The sequence below is a fragment of the Bacillus sp. TH22 genome, from assembly GCF_016651015.1.
Lineage (GTDB): Bacteria > Bacillota > Bacilli > Bacillales > Bacillaceae_G > Bacillus_A > Bacillus_A mycoides.
Window position 1 is genome coordinate 1,817,915 of the sequence record NZ_JAEKER010000001.1, and the last position, 16,653, is coordinate 1,834,567.

At 36.7% G+C, this 16,653-nt stretch carries 18 protein-coding genes and 2 other annotated features; of the genes, 4 read left to right on the forward strand and 14 right to left on the reverse strand.

All coding sequences use genetic code 11. The annotated features are described in order from the left end of the window. The first annotated feature begins 66 nt into the window (after positions 1-66). Entirely contained in the window at positions 67-900 is an 834-nt protein-coding gene (locus tag JFU18_RS09190; protein ID WP_201034873.1) for a hypothetical protein, read from the forward strand. Positions 901-945: 45 nt separating this feature from the next. Here JFU18_RS09190 and JFU18_RS09195 read toward each other — a convergent pair whose 3' ends face one another. From JFU18_RS09195 to trpE, 12 genes are all read right to left on the reverse strand, one after another. Then, positions 946-1,917: a DUF4179 domain-containing protein gene (locus JFU18_RS09195; RefSeq protein WP_201034872.1), complete on the reverse strand. Its 972-nt coding sequence runs from the start codon at positions 1,915-1,917 to the stop codon at positions 946-948. Between the two features lie 4 nt (positions 1,918-1,921). After that, positions 1,922-2,461, reverse strand: a complete 540-nt coding sequence (locus tag JFU18_RS09200) for a sigma-70 family RNA polymerase sigma factor (protein WP_201034871.1) — start codon at positions 2,459-2,461, stop codon at positions 1,922-1,924. 159 nt (positions 2,462-2,620) lie between these two features. Next, the gene (locus JFU18_RS09205) at positions 2,621-3,304 is read right to left on the reverse strand and encodes a DUF2278 family protein (RefSeq protein ID WP_201034870.1); all 684 of its coding nucleotides are present in this window, start codon (positions 3,302-3,304) and stop codon (positions 2,621-2,623) included. A gap of 224 nt (positions 3,305-3,528) precedes the next feature. Next, a complete protein-coding gene (locus JFU18_RS09210; protein ID WP_201034869.1) occupies positions 3,529-5,028 on the reverse strand; it encodes an L-lactate permease in 1,500 nt (499 codons plus the stop codon). Positions 5,029-5,143: 115 nt separating this feature from the next. Further along, positions 5,144-5,503 (reverse strand): DUF4029 domain-containing protein, encoded by a 360-nt coding sequence (locus JFU18_RS09215; RefSeq protein WP_016094532.1) that lies wholly within the window; start codon positions 5,501-5,503, stop codon positions 5,144-5,146. 74 nt (positions 5,504-5,577) lie between these two features. Then, on the reverse strand, positions 5,578-6,354 hold the full coding sequence (gene trpA, locus JFU18_RS09220; RefSeq protein WP_016094533.1) for a tryptophan synthase subunit alpha: 777 nt from the start codon (positions 6,352-6,354) through the stop codon (positions 5,578-5,580). A 3-nt stretch (positions 6,355-6,357) separates the two neighbouring features. Next, positions 6,358-7,551 carry a tryptophan synthase subunit beta gene (gene trpB / locus JFU18_RS09225; protein ID WP_002086917.1) on the reverse strand — a complete coding sequence of 398 codons (1,194 nt, stop codon included), beginning with the start codon at positions 7,549-7,551 and terminating at the stop codon, positions 6,358-6,360. Next, on the reverse strand, positions 7,548-8,162 hold the full coding sequence (locus JFU18_RS09230) for a phosphoribosylanthranilate isomerase (RefSeq protein WP_201034868.1): 615 nt from the start codon (positions 8,160-8,162) through the stop codon (positions 7,548-7,550). Before JFU18_RS09230 ends, trpB begins: the two co-directional genes overlap by 4 nt. After that, entirely contained in the window at positions 8,159-8,920 is a 762-nt protein-coding gene (trpC, locus tag JFU18_RS09235) for an indole-3-glycerol phosphate synthase TrpC (RefSeq protein ID WP_002011417.1), read from the reverse strand. The genes JFU18_RS09230 and trpC overlap by 4 nt, the downstream gene beginning before the upstream one ends. A 1-nt stretch (position 8,921) precedes the next feature. Then, a complete protein-coding gene (gene trpD, locus JFU18_RS09240) occupies positions 8,922-9,947 on the reverse strand; it encodes an anthranilate phosphoribosyltransferase (RefSeq protein WP_085309791.1) in 1,026 nt (341 codons plus the stop codon). Beyond that, positions 9,944-10,531, reverse strand: a complete 588-nt coding sequence (locus JFU18_RS09245; RefSeq protein ID WP_002086924.1) for an anthranilate synthase component II — start codon at positions 10,529-10,531, stop codon at positions 9,944-9,946. The genes trpD and JFU18_RS09245 overlap by 4 nt, the downstream gene beginning before the upstream one ends. Continuing rightward, on the reverse strand, positions 10,528-11,946 hold the full coding sequence (gene trpE / locus JFU18_RS09250) for an anthranilate synthase component I (RefSeq protein ID WP_201032693.1): 1,419 nt from the start codon (positions 11,944-11,946) through the stop codon (positions 10,528-10,530). Before trpE ends, JFU18_RS09245 begins: the two co-directional genes overlap by 4 nt. A gap of 51 nt (positions 11,947-11,997) precedes the next feature. Continuing rightward, positions 11,998-12,242, reverse strand: a binding site (T-box leader). A gap of 42 nt (positions 12,243-12,284) precedes the next feature. Next, positions 12,285-12,523: a binding site (T-box leader), on the reverse strand. Positions 12,524-12,831: 308 nt separating this feature from the next. On the opposite strand from trpE, the gene putP reads away from it, so the two are divergent. Together putP and JFU18_RS09260 are read left to right on the forward strand one after the other, a co-directional pair. Continuing rightward, on the forward strand, positions 12,832-14,310 hold the full coding sequence (gene putP, locus JFU18_RS09255) for a sodium/proline symporter PutP (RefSeq protein WP_137058715.1): 1,479 nt from the start codon (positions 12,832-12,834) through the stop codon (positions 14,308-14,310). Positions 14,311-14,473: 163 nt separating this feature from the next. Continuing rightward, the gene (locus tag JFU18_RS09260; protein WP_016101541.1) at positions 14,474-14,872 is read left to right on the forward strand and encodes an Ig-like domain-containing protein; all 399 of its coding nucleotides are present in this window, start codon (positions 14,474-14,476) and stop codon (positions 14,870-14,872) included. Positions 14,873-14,902: 30 nt separating this feature from the next. Here JFU18_RS09260 and JFU18_RS09265 read toward each other — a convergent pair whose 3' ends face one another. Beyond that, entirely contained in the window at positions 14,903-15,298 is a 396-nt protein-coding gene (locus JFU18_RS09265) for a PH domain-containing protein (RefSeq protein WP_002030490.1), read from the reverse strand. Between the two features lie 87 nt (positions 15,299-15,385). On the opposite strand from JFU18_RS09265, the gene JFU18_RS09270 reads away from it, so the two are divergent. Beyond that, positions 15,386-16,057, forward strand: a complete 672-nt coding sequence (locus tag JFU18_RS09270; protein ID WP_201034867.1) for a DUF4386 domain-containing protein — start codon at positions 15,386-15,388, stop codon at positions 16,055-16,057. Here the strand turns inward: JFU18_RS09270 and JFU18_RS09275 are convergent. Next, on the reverse strand, positions 16,047-16,622 hold the full coding sequence (locus JFU18_RS09275; RefSeq protein ID WP_201034866.1) for a Crp/Fnr family transcriptional regulator: 576 nt from the start codon (positions 16,620-16,622) through the stop codon (positions 16,047-16,049). The two genes, JFU18_RS09270 and JFU18_RS09275, sit on opposite strands and share 11 nt — an antisense overlap. Between the last annotated feature and the right edge of the window lie 31 nt (positions 16,623-16,653).

The following is a 16,653-nucleotide window of genomic DNA, read 5'->3' on the forward strand; positions in this document are numbered from 1 at the left end:
AATATAGAAAAATAATGTTATTATGAAACAGAGCAAATAACATTTTAAACAGATTGGATGAAGACAGTGGAATTTGTAAACTCGATTTTTCAAACACTCCTTACAAGTGTGATCCAATTATTTTCTTTAATTGGTGTCATCATTGTAATTGGATTTATATTAGGTTATTTAGAATCTCTCACACGAACGTATTGGTCGAGAGCTTTTGGTAGGAAGGGATTTCTTTTAACTGCATGGATTGGTGTTCCCGTTCATGAACTTGGGCATGCAATTATGTGTCTAGTATTTCGTCATAAAATTGTAGCAACGCAGTTTTTCCCAACAGATACAAGTCAGGGAGCTTTAGGTTACGTACAACATCAATACAATCAAAAAAGTGTATATCAACGAATCGGTAATTTCTTTATCGGCATCGGTCCTATTATTTCTGGTATTACTGCCTTAATACTTTTAATGCGCTATTTCGTACCAAAGTCATATTATTTATTTAATACGAATCTGGAAAAAACTGTTACATCGACTTCTATTAACTTAGACATGATCCAAAACATGTTTTTATCAACATTCTTTTTATTAAAAAGCTTGTTTACAATGAACAATTTATTGACCCCTTCTTTTTGGTTATTTTTATTTATCGCTATTTGTATTTCCGCACATATCGCTTTAAGTAAACCAGACATTAAAGGATCAATAGACGGCGTCATCGTCATGTTTATCTTATTATTTTTATTCAATATAATAGCGGGACTGTTTCAGTACGATAGTAACCAACTAATCGGTAAAATGATGAAGTATAATATGTATCTCATTGCATTTTCTAGTGTAGCGCTTCTTTTCTCTTGTATTTCTACACTTGTTAGTTTTGGGTTTTATAAAATGAGAAGAGGGCGTTCATTGTGAACGTCCTCTTCTCTCCTTAAATAATTATTTATCAGCTTTAATAAGTTATTGAATCGGAATAGGTGGTCCAATTTTTTTGTTTTCTTTCCCCGAATACGGTACAAGTGAATATTTTCCCACCGCTACATTTATTCCATCAAATCTACTAAAAGAAATACCACCATCTTCATTCGATATAACCACCTCTTTAATTGTATGTGCTTCCCCAGATTCTGATTCGATTTTAAAATAAATATCTTCATTTGTACTTTGTGTCACATCATAGTAAATCGTTGTGGAAATCGACGTAGAAACTACTTTGTTAACAGTTACTTTATTGCCATCGTATAAAGCAATTGTTTCATTTAAATCAAACGTCCGCTTCTCTTTCATCAACTGAGCTTGTGATACTTCAATAGCAAATATCCATGGTTGCTCAATTACAGTATCCCTGTTGAATGTATCATAAGTAATTTCGATTTGAAGTTCATCAGTTTGTGGCATTTCACTTAACTCGATACCACCGTAAATTGTAAACATAGAATCATTTACTTCAATTGATTGTGCATCCTTTGTATTAGAAAAGTCACGCCCATTTATTCGTACCTGTGGAATTAAATATGTTTGATAATCAAATTTCACACCCTTCGCTGGCTCAAATGTTGAACTGATGAATAATTTATTGTCATCCACTAATACCTCATTTAACGTCAGTTTACCGTATTTATTTTCAGCAGTTTTCCCAATAGCCGTTTTATAGGGAGAATAGTCAAGTGGTTGCTGTTTATCAATATATTTTTCAATCAATCCCGCAATAAATGGCATATTTGCTAAAGATGTTTGTCCAAGTGGCACTGTAATACTGACAATTAACATGCAAGCTGCTGCGACCCCGAACCATTTTTTTGTTTTTTTATTTTTGCGTAGCTTATTTTTCACACGTTTTTCCCACTGCTTTTCCTCTATTTTGGTTAAGGGAGTCTCCTCAAACTCTGTGATATCTAGCTGAATATCATTTAACTCTTTATAAATAGACATGCCCTCACACTCCATTTTTAAAAATAAAAATCTGTTTGAGCTTTTTTCGTCCGCGTGACAGTTTGTTATGAATCCATGATTCTTTCACGTTAAGATGGGAAGCAATTTCACGAGACGGTACACCTTCTAAATAATACTTTTCAAAAATGTTCCGCTCTGTTGCTGACAACTCACTAAGCAATTCCTGTACGTCTAAGAAATCCTTTGATTTTCTTTGTTCTTGATAAAGACGGTCATTGATCTCCGCACAGACAGTTTGTTGCTGATTTCTCGCATTTTTCCGCTGATAATCAATTGCCCGATATTTAGCAATGGCTGCTATCCATTGTTTAAACGTATTTTTACTTGAATCAAATGAATCGATATGAAACCAAATGGCTAATAATACATCATCTAAGCATTCTTCATAATCTTGCTGATTACTCTGTACATATCTTTTAATAATCACGCTTAGTAAACCGCCGTATGTTTGAATAATAAACATAACGCTTTTCTCATTACGCTTTTTAATTTGTTGCACAACATTTTCTTCCGTTATCTTCAAAGGTAGACCTCCTTGTCCTGCTAATTGGGTACCTACTTTCTAATACGAATAAAAATCAATAACCCTATCACCATTTTTTAATATTACAAACAAAATTTCATCACTATATATCTTGTATACAATGAGAAGAGCTAGTCCATTTAGAACTAGCTCTCCTAATCACTTCTCCCTCTTATAATCACAATGCTCAACCGGAACACGAGCATGCCCTTCTTCATCCGTACACCATGACTGTGACTGAAAGGCAAGAAAAATACCAATCCACTCTTCCTTCTTCTCAAAGTGAATCAATATCCCACCGTCTTGCCATTTGCCATCATCACCTTGCCATTTCTCTACATTCCCTTGATTCATATGAATATCGTGTATACCGTTTCCAGGTGTAAAGTGGAAATACGAATCCGGAACCTTTTCTTCTGGTCCCCACCTTTCACCAAACGCATAAATAATTGCTTTCTCATCTATTGCTCGTTTTATATAACGTTCTATCTTTTCATTTAAATCATTATCAGATCCCGTTTTTTCAGCTGGCAAAGGAATCATTTGCTTTGAATCAAATAAATTACCTCTTACATAATCTAAAGCTACTTTCGGCTCATTGTTTTTCACTTCCGTAAAACCGAACGGTAATGTCGGTAAAATATGAATCGCCTCTGATCGAATATTGTTACTCGCAAAATATAAAACTTCCGACGGATAGCTTTGCGATTTCACGTTAATTGCAATGCGATAATTAACTCCTGCTTCGCCTTGTAAATGAACTTGATAATGAGGTATTTTCCCTTTTCCAATCTTAGATTGTACAACTGTACCTTTTAATACACCGTAGTTTTTTAAGGGCATCTCTTTCATCTCCTATTCATTTAGTAGAAGCTTTTCATACTTTAGGCATTATCCATATAAAAAGAAAATCCTCCTTTCCCAGGAGAATTTCTTATTTTCCCCCGCATTAACGGGCAGTAAGATTCCCACCAAAAAATCTAACTGGAGCCTAACTGCCCGTAAAAGCCCGATTGGTGAGGCTAATAATTAGTGGAGATGAAAAACACTCCCCACTAATTAAAGTTTCACTTTATCAACATATACCAAACAATAACCTCCACCACTACAAGCAACACTGCACCAAAAATCATTAACGTCGTCTTCTTTAATAGTTCATTTTCACGATAAGGGATATTACATAAATACGCGCCTAGTGTAATCCGTGATGGACAAGCGATTGTCGCTACTGATGACGCGGTGTTTTGCAGTGTTGTGACATATTGCCACGGGAGTGCTACGTTTTGCGCTGTTTGCATTTGGAGTTTAATAAACATCGCATTTGATCCTGCGTTACTACCTGTTAAAAAACCGCCGATACCGCCGATGAATGGTGCAACGAAAACGAAAAATGTCCCAAATGTTTCACCAGCTGTTTTTGCGAGTAATGAATGCATACCAGATGCGCCCATTAGTTCTGAAATGGCGATGAACATCGTCGTTGTAATTGCGAATGGAATCCATTGTCTTATCGTTTGCGAGAGTGATTGTTTAATAATATTAGATGGAATGCGGAAGAAAATAATTGTAAATAAACAAGTCATGGCGAGCCAAAACCCTGGCGAATATAGTAACTCTAGTTTGTAAGAGTATGATTTTAAATCGAGAACTGCATATGACCTAAGAAAATCATGTAATGCTGGAACGAGGCGAGAAAGTAAAATACAAACTGTTAAGAATATATAAGGGCTAATAATTTTTATAATAGATACTTCCCTCTCCATTGCCGCCGCATGTTCTGTTATAAGATTTTGCTCACTTTTCCCTTTTAATTTAATGATAAGAAAGCCAAATGTAATTGTAACAATAGAACTTAATATACCTGCTAGTTCAACACTTACGTATGCGTTAGAAAGATAGATTCCGAGAGAAAATAATAGAAAGAATCCTACTCCTTCCTTCCACTTTTCTATAACTGCCTGCCAGCCACCGACAACGTATAAAGAAAGGAAGATAAAATATGCGAAAATCGGGATGCTTAATAATGCTGTATTTGTACCAAGAGTTGTGAGCGGCATGTTAATAAGCTGAGAACCGATAATCGTACCCGTTGCCATCGCGCCCCATGAACTTGCAAGTAAACCGATAAACGATAGTAGCACAGCTTGAAACGGTTTATAACCGAGCGAAAGAAAAATAGGTGCTGCGACCATAAAACCAATTCCGAATCCACTCACTGATTCAATAAGTGGACAAATACCAAAACACATAAGAAGCATTTGCAATAATCGATCGCGCGTGACTTGTTCTAGAAATCGTGCTACTTGATCGATGTATCCCATTTTGTTCATGAGGTGAAATAAAAAAATACCGAAAAATAAAACGTATCCGACAATAAAACAAATTAACCACCCTTTAATTGTTGCGTGTACAGTTTCACTTATCTCTAATTGAAACGTTGGCGAGAGTAAAACGATTCCGACAGAAACGGCATAAGAGATTAATGAGGCTCTTAATGACGTTTGTTTAAACAAAAACAAACAAATAAAAATCATCATAATCGGGATAAGTGCCAACAATATGGCCATGCTATCATCTCTTTTCGTAAAAATTGCAATTTTTAACTATTATATAACAGATGTTATGATTTTCAATTATTTTTATAACAGATTTAAAAAAGGAGCCGCTTGGCTCCTTTTTTAATCACTCCCATTTTCTTTTATCCTGAAAAACCGTCTGCTGTCCAATCATTTTTTCTAGTACAACAAACACAATATAAGCACATATTACTTGCAATACAATATTCCCAAGTTTTATTAATTCAAATGAATGGATCCATTGGAATAATTCACTTAATAATACAATCGAAACGATACTAAATAGTTCTATACTAACCGAAAATATACATACTTCTAAAATAGATTGCTCTTGTATTCGATTTAATTGGGAAAAGATGAATACATATCCTAAAAACAGAGCCATCAACTCTATTTTCGTCATGCTAATGAGCCAAGCGTATAATGGTACAGTTAAAAGAAGATATAATAGTTTACGTCTTAGCATGCCTTCTCACCCTCTAAGTTATAAGTATTTTCTGTATATTTTAACATTTATTACACAAAAGAAACAGAAGAGACTTAAGCCTCTTCTGTTTCTTTTACTGCATGTATTAACTCACAAATTTCTTCTCGCTTTTCATTTTCTAACAGCTCAATGACTTTACTTCCAACGACTACTCCATCACATATTGTAATCATTTCTTCAATTTGCTCTCGTGTTGAAATACCGAATCCTGCGACTACTGGTAAGTGGACGTGTGCTTTTACTTTTTCTAAGTAACTATGAATCTCATCTTTAAAGTTTTGACGTACTCCCGTTACGCCCGCTACTGTAACGGCGTAGACGAATCCTTGTGATTCACTCGTAATTTTTTCAATTCGTTCAATAGGGCTCGTTACGGTAACGAGTGGAATTAAAGCGATATTCGCCACGCGAAGGAGCGGTGCAATAATGTCTTGTTCTTCATACGGTAAGTCTGGAACGATAATACCATCCACCCCTGCTTCAAGACAGCTCTCAATGAAACGTTCCTTTCCGAATGCGAGTACTGGATTTAAATATGTCATGAGTACAAATGGAATTTGAACTTCTTGCCTCACCTCTATTAATGCTTGAAAAATACCTTTCAATGTTACACCGCTATCTAATGCTCTTTTTCCTGCCCTTTGAATAGTTGGACCGTCTGCGACTGGATCTGAGAACGGAATACCAATTTCAACGATGCTTGCTCCTGCTTCATCAAGAAAACGAATTCTTTCTTTTAACTTTTCAAGTCCACCATCTCCGCCCATTACATACGGAATAAATGCTTTCTTGCCATTTTCAAATGCTGCTATAATTTTTTCTACTCCCATTTTTTACACCTCTTCCATATAACGTTTTATACTCTCTACATCTTTATCACCGCGGCCTGATAAACAAATGACAAGTCCTTCGTCTTTCTTCATTTGCGGCGCTAGTTTTAAAGCGTATGCAACAGCATGTGAACTTTCTAATGCCGGGATAATCCCTTCTTTTTTCGTTAATAATTGAAATGCTTCTAACGCTTCTTCATCTGTAATGGAATGATAAGAAACGCGGCCAATATCTTTTAGCAAGCTATGTTCTGGCCCAACACCTGGGTAATCCAGCCCTGCCGAAATAGAGTGCGCTTCTTGAATTTGCCCTTCTTCATTTTGCAGAAGGTACATCATCGATCCGTGTAAAACACCGACACTTCCTTTCGTTAAAGTGGCTGCGTGCTTTTCTGTGTGAACACCTTTTCCAGCTGCTTCAACACCGTAAAGAGCAACTTCTTCATCGTGTACGAACGGATAAAACATTCCCATTGCATTACTACCACCACCAATACAAGCAACGACTGCTTCTGGTAATTTTCCTTCTAACGCTTCGTATTGCTTTTTCGTTTCTTTCCCAATTACACTTTGGAAATCACGAACAATTTGCGGGAATGGATGTGGCCCGAGAACTGATCCCATAATGTAGTGCGTATCGTGTACATGTGAAACCCAGTAACGAAGCGCCTCGTTCACCGCATCTTTTAACGTGCCGCTACCTGCCGCAACGCTTTCTACTTTTGCTCCGAGTAATTCCATTCGAAACACGTTTAATTTTTGTCGTCTCACATCTTCTTCTCCCATGAAGATGACGCATTCTAAACCGAAAAGTGCACATACAGTAGCTGTTGCAACTCCGTGTTGTCCTGCTCCTGTTTCAGCGACAACTTTCTTCTTACCCATTCTTACCGCAAGAAGTGCCTGACCGATTGTATTGTTAATTTTATGAGCTCCCGTATGGTTCAAATCTTCACGTTTCAAATAGATTTTTGCTCCGCCGCAATACTTCGTCATATTTTCAGCGAAATAAAGCGGTGTTTCTCTTCCAACATACGTTTGTAAATAATGATCTAATTCCTTTTGAAACGCTTCATCTTGCATCGCTTCTTTATATGCTTCTTCTAATTCTAATACGGATTGCATTAACGTTTCTGGAACGTATCGTCCTCCGTATATACCGTAATGACCTTTTTCATCTGGATATGCGTAGTTCATTTTGAACACTCCTTCGCTTTTTTAATAAATTGTTTTATTTTCTCTATATCTTTCTTTCCTTCTGTCTCTACTCCGCTGCTCACATCGATCATATACGGCTGAACGGTTCGAATTGCTTCTTCTATATTAAGGATGTTTAATCCGCCAGCTAATATCGTTTTCTCTCGCAACTCATTTGGCATATGTGCGAGTAACTCCCATGAGAATGTCTTTCCGTTTCCTCCGTAGAACTTTTCTTTCGGGCTATCAAATAACAGATAATCTGTATCATATTTTTTCGCACATTCAATATCTTTCTCTAAAGCTACTCCTACCGCTTTTATAGACGGAATATTCAATCTCCTAATTTGATGATTGTCTTCATCCCCATGTAGTTGCACATGCGTTAACCCGCACTCCTCTGCAATTTTCTGGATCACTTCTACTGATTCATTTACGAAAACACCTACCTTGAAAACGTGGACTGGAATTTCCCCAATAATTTCTTTCGCTAGCCCTGGGGTGATTTTCCGCTTACTTTCTGCAAAAACAAATCCAATTGCATCTGCTCCGTATTCGCAAGCATGTTTTGCTGTTTCAACATCAGTGATGCCGCAAATTTTCACTTTCATATGTTCACCTTACAGTCTTCGAAAAAGTTACTTATAGAAGATGATGTCATAAGTGCTTCTCCAACTAATACACCTTTTGCACCAGCACGTTTGACGCGAATAATATCTTCTTTTGAATGAATTCCGCTTTCACTAATCCAAAGTAGGTTTTCCTCATTCAGTCGTTTTCCGAGCTTTTCAGTTTGGCTTAAATCTACTTCAAATGTTTTTAAATTACGGTTGTTAATACCGATAACGTGCGGATTTAATCGGATTGCAATTTCTAATTCCTGTTCATCATGAACTTCAACAATCGCTTCTAATCCTTTTTCTAGCACGTAGTTATAAAGCTCGTTTAATTTCTCTTTTGACAATGCTGCAACAATTAATAAAATAAGATCTGCTCCTGCTTCATACGCTCTATCAATTTGGATTTTATCGATTATAAAATCTTTACATAAAAGCGGAATGTTACTTTCTGCTCTTGCCGTTTGTAAGTCGTGAAACGACCCTTTAAAAAATTGACCGTCTGTTAAAACCGAAACTGCTCCAGCACCGCATTCTTCATATGTTTTCACTTGTTTTGGCACATCAACGTGTAAATTAATATCGCCTTTTGATGGAGACGCTCGCTTTACCTCTGCTATTACAGTAAACTGCTCTAAAGCTTTTACAAGTGAGTGTGTTTTCCTTTTTTCTTTCACTGGTGAATATGTTTCATATAACTCCGCAACTTCTACTTTTTTTTGCTCTACAATTTTGTCTAGAATCGTCCCCATTTTAATTCACCCTTTCTAAATTTTCATGGCTTGCTGCAATTAATAAGTTTAGTTTGGCTAATGCTTTTCCAGAGTCAATGCTGTGCGTTGCTAGTGTAATTCCTTCTTCAATCGTTTCTGCTCTTCCATTTGCGAAAAGGGCTAGACCTGCATTTAATAAAACAGTATCGCGATAGACACTCTTTTCTCCGCTTAATACTCCGAGCGTAATCTTTGCATTTTCTTTTGAATTCCCACCTCTAATTTCTTCATTTTTCACTCTTGAAAAACCATACTTTTCTGGATCAATACTCATTTCTACTATTTCATTATCTTTTAAAACGACGACATGATTTTCTCCCTGTAATGATGCTTCATCTAAAAAGCCACTTCCGTTTACGACGAGCGCTTGTTTTCTGCCAAGTTTCTGCAATACTTCCGCTACTGGCAATAACATATCTCGCTTATAAATACCGACAAATTGTGTTTCTAAATTAACCGGATTCGTCAACGGTCCAATTAAGTTAAAAATCGTCGGAACGTTTAATTCTTTTCTTATTTTCATAATGCGTCTTAATGCTGGATGCATCGCTGGTGCGAATAAGAAGGCAATACCTACATTCTCTAATAAATAGTCAATCTCACCCGGCGTACAGCTTATGTTTACACCGAGTTCTTCTAATAAATCAGCACTTCCTGTTTTACTAGAAACAGCGCGGTTTCCATGTTTCGCAACCTTTACACCAGCTCCGGCAAGTACAAATGCCGATGTTGTACTAATATTGAATGTTTGCGCACCGTCACCACCCGTTCCGCAATTGTCCATCGCGCCTTTTATATGATTTGAAAACGGTAATGCCTTTTCGCGAAGAGCACGAACGAGACCGTATATTTCTTCTGCTGTTTCGCCTTTCGCTTTCAGCAATACTAAGAAAGCTGCAACTTCACTTTCCAATATGTTGTCACTTAATAAAAGAAGTCCCGCTTCATACATTTCTTCTTCTGTTAAATGTTGTCCCTCTACTAATTTTCGAAGATAACTGTTCATACTCTCTCCTCCTCTTTCACTTCTGCTAAAAAGGCACGTATTAACTTTCCGCCTTCTTCTGTTGCAATTGATTCTGGGTGAAACTGTAATCCGAAGAGCGGATAATAGTTGTGACGAACTGCCATGATTTCTCCGTCATCCATCGCTGTCGCAAGTATGTCAAAACACTGCGGCAAACTATTTTGCACTGCGACGAGTGAATGGTAACGCATTGCTGTTAGCGGCTGCGTAACGTACGAAAAGATTGACGTTCCGTTATGTTTCACACGCGATGTTTTTCCGTGTTTAATGCGCTCTGCTCTAACAATTTCTCCTCCAAATGCGGATATGATTGCTTGATGGCCAAGGCAAATTCCTAAGATGGGAACGTTCTTATAAAAATGACGAATAACATCGATACAAATTCCAGCATCTTCTGGTTTCCCAGGTCCTGGTGAGAGCACAATTCCTTTCGGCTTCATCTCCTCTAATTGTTCAATTGTTATTTGATCATTTCTTACGACAACAATTTCTTTCTCGTACTCGCCTAATAGTTGATACAAGTTATATGTGAACGAATCATAATTATCGATAAGTACAATCATTTCATAACCTCCAAAAGCGCTCTCGCTTTATTTAATGTTTCTTCATATTCAGCAACCGGGTCTGAATCGTAGACGATACCCGCTCCTGCCTGAACGTACGCTTTCTCGTCTTTTACAACCATCGTTCGAATTGCTAGCGCCATATCAAGGTTTCCTGAGAATGAAATATATCCAACTGCTCCGGCATATACATTTCTTTTTTCATGCTCTAACGTATTAATAATTTCCATCGCCCTTATTTTCGGAGCACCTGATACTGTACCAGCTGGTAAACAATACGCTAATGCATCAAATCCACTCGTTTGTTTTCGCAATGTTCCGTAAACTTCAGATACAATGTGCATAACGTGAGAGTATTTTTCTACTTTCATATATTTATCTATCGTCACAGAGCCAATTTCACTTACTCTGCCAATATCATTTCGTCCTAGGTCCACAAGCATCATATGCTCTGCTCGCTCTTTCTCATTTCCTAACAGTTCTTTTTCGATTTCCTCATCTTCCTGCTTCGTTTTCCCTCTCGGCCTCGTACCAGCAATTGGGTTTGTCATCACTTTATCCTCTCTTACTGATAACAAACTTTCCGGCGAAGAGCCAAGTACAACATAATCTTGAAAATCGATATAGAACATATATGGTGATGGATTTGCAATTCGAAGTTTCCGGTATAATGCAAATGGATCTCCAATACATTCACTTTGCAAACGCTGGGATAATACAACTTGGAAAATATCTCCGGCCCGAATGTATTCTTTCGCTGTTTCTACCATCGTGCAAAATTCTTTTTCTGTTATAGAAGAAGTGAATGATAATGTTGATCTTATTTCAGTTACTTCTGCTTCTTCTCCCTTTAGCACTTCCTCTTTGTATACTTGCAATCTTTCGTATACTTCTTCATAAGAAGCTGAATCGTCTTCCCTGCATACATATACCAATGACAACTTTTGGCGTAAATGATCGTAAACGGTAAACTCACGATATAGTAAAAGGTGTACTTCTGGAATATTTAATGGATCGTGTAAATCTGCTCCAATGTTTTCATACTGCCGAATGACGTCATAGCCAATATATCCAACTGCTCCCCCGCAAAACGGAAATGGACTGTCTACTTGCGCTGGTGCGATTACCTCTTCTAGCATTTGCAGTACGTTACCCTGCAGCTTTTCTTTTTTCCCATACATCATTCGCTCTACTTCTATACCAACGCTTTTCACTTCTCCATAAGGATTACACCCTAAGTAAGAATAGCGCCCTTTATCTTGATGAAGCTGCGAACTTTCTAATAAAAACTTTTTCTTTCCCTTCATACGTCTATATAAAGAAATTGGCGTAATGCTATCTCCTTCTTCTTCAGCAATTACTAAAAATGTATTTCTTTGTTCTTTTTGCTTCATAAATTCCTCTTTTGTCATCATGCCTTTCACCTCACTCTGAAAAATAAAAAAGTCCCCTACATATCGAAATATGTAGAGGACGATAAATTTACCGTGGTACCACCTCAGGTTGGACGCAAAAGCATCCCACTTTATTCAGGTACAAAATATATACCTTATCCTTGTAACGGCGGAACCCGGGTTGCCTACTGAAAATAATTGTTCAGCATACCTCTCGTAAGCCCATTCCGTATATGGCACCGCACCGGGCTCCCACCTGTCCCCGGCTCTCTGAAACGTCTCCAATATACGTACTCTTCTTACTTAAACGATTTAACATATTTAATTTTTTGTACACAAAAAGGGAGTACTCATCCTATAGAAAGGACGGGTACTCCCGTGGTGCCACCTTAATTCGTTACGAATGTAACGCACTTTGCCGTATCAAAAAATAATACGTGTCTCTTGTATCGATGAGATCATGTCGCCAAAGCCTACTTCTTTCGTTTCGGTTTGGAAGCTCCGAAGCCCATTCCACATCAATCCCATACTGATTCGCACCAACCATCAGCTCTCTGACATGTTCATCATGTGTACTCTTCTTCATCAACGCTTGCATTTTTTTAAGTTGCACTCATTATAGACCTAACTTTTTTCACAAGTCAATACTTTTTCAAAAAAAATTATTTCTCCCTTCTTTCAATATTATATTGACAAAACAACGTGTTTTTATGTAAATATAATAAATACTCTATTAAAATTAAGGTTTTTTCGTCTGAAATTTATATATTTAAAAAGTAAAACGATGTCAAAAAACGCTTACATTTCTGAAAATTCATATTTGTATATGGATTTTTCAGAATAATCATGATAGATTATAAATATGCAAAATGCATCAAAAGACATGACAAAAGGAAGGGGAACTACATGAGTACGCAGATGTTAACTTTAACTTCTATCTCTATTTACATGCTCGGGATGTTAGTAATCGGCTATTTCGCCTACAAACGAACGTCCAACTTAACAGATTATATGCTTGGCGGGCGTACACTAGGCCCCGCAGTAACAGCATTAAGTGCTGGAGCATCTGATATGAGTGGTTGGCTTTTAATGGGATTACCCGGTGCAATGTTTAGCGTTGGATTAAGTAGTAGTTGGATTGCGATCGGCCTAACACTAGGCGCATACGCAAACTGGCTTTATGTCGCTCCTCGCTTACGTACCTACTCTGAAATTGCAAACAACTCTATTACTATTCCAGAATTTTTGGAACACCGTTTCCACGACAAATCTCACATGCTACGCTTAGTATCCGGACTTGTTATTATGATTTTCTTTACTTTCTATGTAGCTTCAGGATTAGTTTCAGGCGCTGTATTATTTGAAAATTCATTTGGTATGAACTATCATGTTGGATTACTCATTGTAGCAGGCGTTGTTGTAGCTTACACATTATTTGGTGGTTTCTTAGCAGTAAGTTGGACAGACTTCGTGCAAGGAATCATTATGGTAGTTGCCCTTATTCTTGTTCCTATCGTAACAATTATGAATACAAACGGACTTGGACCTGCATTTGATACAATTCGATCTGTAGATCCAACACGTCTAGATATTTTTAAAGGTGCCTCTACTTTAGGAATGATTTCTTTATTCGCATGGGGCCTTGGTTATGTTGGACAACCTCATATCATCGTACGCTTTATGGCAATTTCGTCTGTAAAAGAAATTAAAAGCGCGCGAAGAATTGGTATGAGCTGGATGATTTTCTCTGTTGTCGGAGCTATGTTTACTGGTCTTATCGGTATTGCTTACTATTCACAACAAGGTTTGACATTATCTAACCCAGAGACAATTTTCCTTGAACTTGGAAAAATTTTATTCCATCCACTTATTACTGGATTTTTATTAGCCGCTATTTTAGCAGCTATTATGAGCACAATCTCTTCTCAGTTGCTCGTTACCTCAAGTGCAGTAACAGAAGACTTATATCGTACATTCTTTAAGCGTTCTGCTTCTGATAAAGAACTTGTATTTGTCGGTCGTATGGCTGTTCTTGGTATCGCTTTAATTGGATGTGCATTAGCGCTTAAACAAAATGATACGATTTTAGCTCTTGTTGGATATGCTTGGGCTGGATTTGGTTCTTCATTTGGACCAGCCATTTTATTAAGCTTATATTGGAAACGTATGACAAAATGGGGCGCGCTTGCTGGTATGATTTCAGGTGCAGCCACAGTAATTATTTGGACACAGTTTAAGTTCCTAAAAGATTTCTTATATGAAATGATTCCTGGTTTCGCTATTAGTTTAATAGTGATCATAATTGTTAGTTTACTAACTAAGCCTTCAAAAGAAGTTGAAGAGCAATTTGAGAATTTTGAAAAACAACATAGTCATAATCTATAAAAAGAAAGCTCTGCTGTTACGATAACAGCAGAGCTTTCTTTTAACCGCATTTCGACAATATTCTTCTCGAATTTAACAATTTCTTTATGTTTCGTTAAATTTACTATAACATTCTTCCTTTATATTATTAGTATCGACACCTATACAGAAAGGGGACTCCACAATGTTAGCATCTTTACAGCAACAACATATAAGAAAATTTTCACCTATCACAAACACTTCTACTTCTCTTTTAAACATACAACCTAATCCATCCAAAATTTCAATTGCTCCTTCTGTTATATCTGTAATTGGTATTCATATACAGAAAAATAAGCTTAAAATAAAAACCGGACAAAGTGCCGATTTATCAGCCTCCGTTTTGCCAATGCAGGCAAAGAATCAAGAGCTTATTTGGACAAATATGAACTCCGACGTCATCACCATCTATCCGAAAGGTGAGACAGTAACGATTACTGGAAAAAGTGCAGGAAGAGCAGTCGTAATTGTCACAACTGCTGAAGGAAAATTCCGCGACTTATGTATCGTTCACGTACAACCTTATATGACAAATCCAAAGTGACATAAAGAGAGTAGATATGAATCCACTCTCTTACTTTATTTCAATCCCAGGTTTTTTTCTTTTTAACAACAAAATAAATTCTTCTTTATTTCTTGGAGAAATAAGTTCTGTTTCATATGATCCGTAAACAATTTCTAATCGATCGAATGATAGTGCATAGGCGGCTAACGGATTTTTCGTGCTCGAAATTTGTTTTATATCTCGTATAAATATGCACTTTTTAACGAAACCCGATCTAATAGTAATTGTTTCTTCCCCAACAATATATTTTGTTGAAAACCAACTCCAAATAAATAGTATGGCTAAAGGAATTGTAAAAAATAAAAGAAAATATTCTCTCCCTGCAAATATGGGAGCAAAACACGCTCCAATGCCAACGAAAAAAATCGGATATAACCATACATCTTTTTTTGATGGAAATTCCACTAAACTTCCCCTCCCTTGATTTAAGTCAATGAATCTCCTCCTCTTCCCTATTACAATGAAAACAACATTAGAATAGGAGGACGTATTATGACTGAGCGAAATTTTGCCTTATTTGCAGGCACTTCTCTTCTTATCATGGCATTCACTGCATTTTTTTCTTACGGTTTTGTTCACGGAAATCTCGTTGTACCAAGTAATGCGAGCACGACACTCCATAATATTCAAACTTCAAGTTCACTTTTCACAGCAGAAATTTTCGGATGGATTATCATTTTTATTACGGATATTATCGCCTCGTGGGCTCTTTATTTCTTTCTAAAACCTATCCATACTAGCCTCTCATTGCTAGCTACCTGTCTTCGTCTTATGTATACAACTATACTTGGTATTGCTATATTCAATTTAACATTTGTATTACTTCTTTCAAAAAGCACAGTTGCTAATTCAGAAGCATATACAATGTTATTTCTAGAAGCTTTTGAATACATTTGGTCTATAGGATTAATCATTTTCGGCTTACATCTTCTCACCTTAGGGTACGTAACCTTTCAATCTAAAAACATACCGAAGACTATTAGTATATTACTGCTCATTGCTGCAATCGGCTATATCATCATTAACGTAATGAATACGATATTTTCACAATATGATGCGATTATTTCCATTCTTAACGTTGTCTTTCAACTACCGATGATCACAGGTGAACTAGGATTTAGTATATGGCTATTGCTTAGAGGTGGAAAAAACTCTACTGTTTGAGTCGTTTCTTAATTCTGCTTAATGATTCTGGCGTAATACCTAGATAACTTGCCAATTGATATTGAGGAACACGATCGATTAAATGCGGTCGTTTTTGTAATAATGATTTGTAGCGCTCTTCTGGTGTCGATGTAATAAATAATGTAAGTTCTTCTTGTACTTCACCAAAATTGTATTCAATCATTTGGCGCGTCATTTCTTCTAACTGTGAATATTTCTTATACATGTCCTTTTCACTATACAGATCGCCAACTACAACTAGACAATCTTCTAGGCACGTTAACGTATGTGGGGATAATTTATCTTGTTTATGATGATTGAAATTTGCGATTGCTTGTTCTTCTGTATAAAAATTTGATGTAACTTCTTTTCCAGATTCATCTATACAATGTTGCCTCACGCATCCTTTTAATACAAAATAACATTTAGACAGAACATCTCCTTGCCCTAGGAGCACTGTTCCTTTTTTATACTCTTCAATTTGTAATTCTTCTACGATCATGCGCTGCTGTTCTTCACTTAATGTTGTAAGATTTGTCATGTATTTCATTAAAATCTCTTTCATTTGGTCTCTCCTTCCCCCTCTATATTTGTAT

Coding starts and splice junctions, on each gene's coding strand:
- JFU18_RS09195 (WP_201034872.1), bottom strand. CDS start 1,917: ATGTCTATTTATAAAGAGTTAAATGATATTCAGCTAGATATCACAGAG.
- JFU18_RS09210 (WP_201034869.1), bottom strand. CDS start 5,028: ATGGCCATATTGTTGGCACTTATCCCGATTATGATGATTTTTATTTGT.
- JFU18_RS09270 (WP_201034867.1), top strand. CDS start 15,386: ATGACTGAGCGAAATTTTGCCTTATTTGCAGGCACTTCTCTTCTTATC.
- trpA (WP_016094533.1), bottom strand. CDS start 6,354: ATGGGAGTAGAAAAAATTATAGCAGCATTTGAAAATGGCAAGAAAGCA.
- trpD (WP_085309791.1), bottom strand. CDS start 9,947: ATGAACAGTTATCTTCGAAAATTAGTAGAGGGACAACATTTAACAGAA.
- JFU18_RS09205 (WP_201034870.1), bottom strand. CDS start 3,304: ATGCCCTTAAAAAACTACGGTGTATTAAAAGGTACAGTTGTACAATCT.
- JFU18_RS09245 (WP_002086924.1), bottom strand. CDS start 10,531: ATGATTGTACTTATCGATAATTATGATTCGTTCACATATAACTTGTAT.
- JFU18_RS09215 (WP_016094532.1), bottom strand. CDS start 5,503: ATGCTAAGACGTAAACTATTATATCTTCTTTTAACTGTACCATTATAC.
- JFU18_RS09260 (WP_016101541.1), top strand. CDS start 14,474: ATGTTAGCATCTTTACAGCAACAACATATAAGAAAATTTTCACCTATC.
- JFU18_RS09275 (WP_201034866.1), bottom strand. CDS start 16,622: ATGAAAGAGATTTTAATGAAATACATGACAAATCTTACAACATTAAGT.
- trpE (WP_201032693.1), bottom strand. CDS start 11,946: ATGATGACAAAAGAGGAATTTATGAAGCAAAAAGAACAAAGAAATACA.
- trpC (WP_002011417.1), bottom strand. CDS start 8,920: ATGGGGACGATTCTAGACAAAATTGTAGAGCAAAAAAAAGTAGAAGTT.
- putP (WP_137058715.1), top strand. CDS start 12,832: ATGAGTACGCAGATGTTAACTTTAACTTCTATCTCTATTTACATGCTC.
- trpB (WP_002086917.1), bottom strand. CDS start 7,551: ATGAACTACGCATATCCAGATGAAAAAGGTCATTACGGTATATACGGA.
- JFU18_RS09230 (WP_201034868.1), bottom strand. CDS start 8,162: ATGAAAGTGAAAATTTGCGGCATCACTGATGTTGAAACAGCAAAACAT.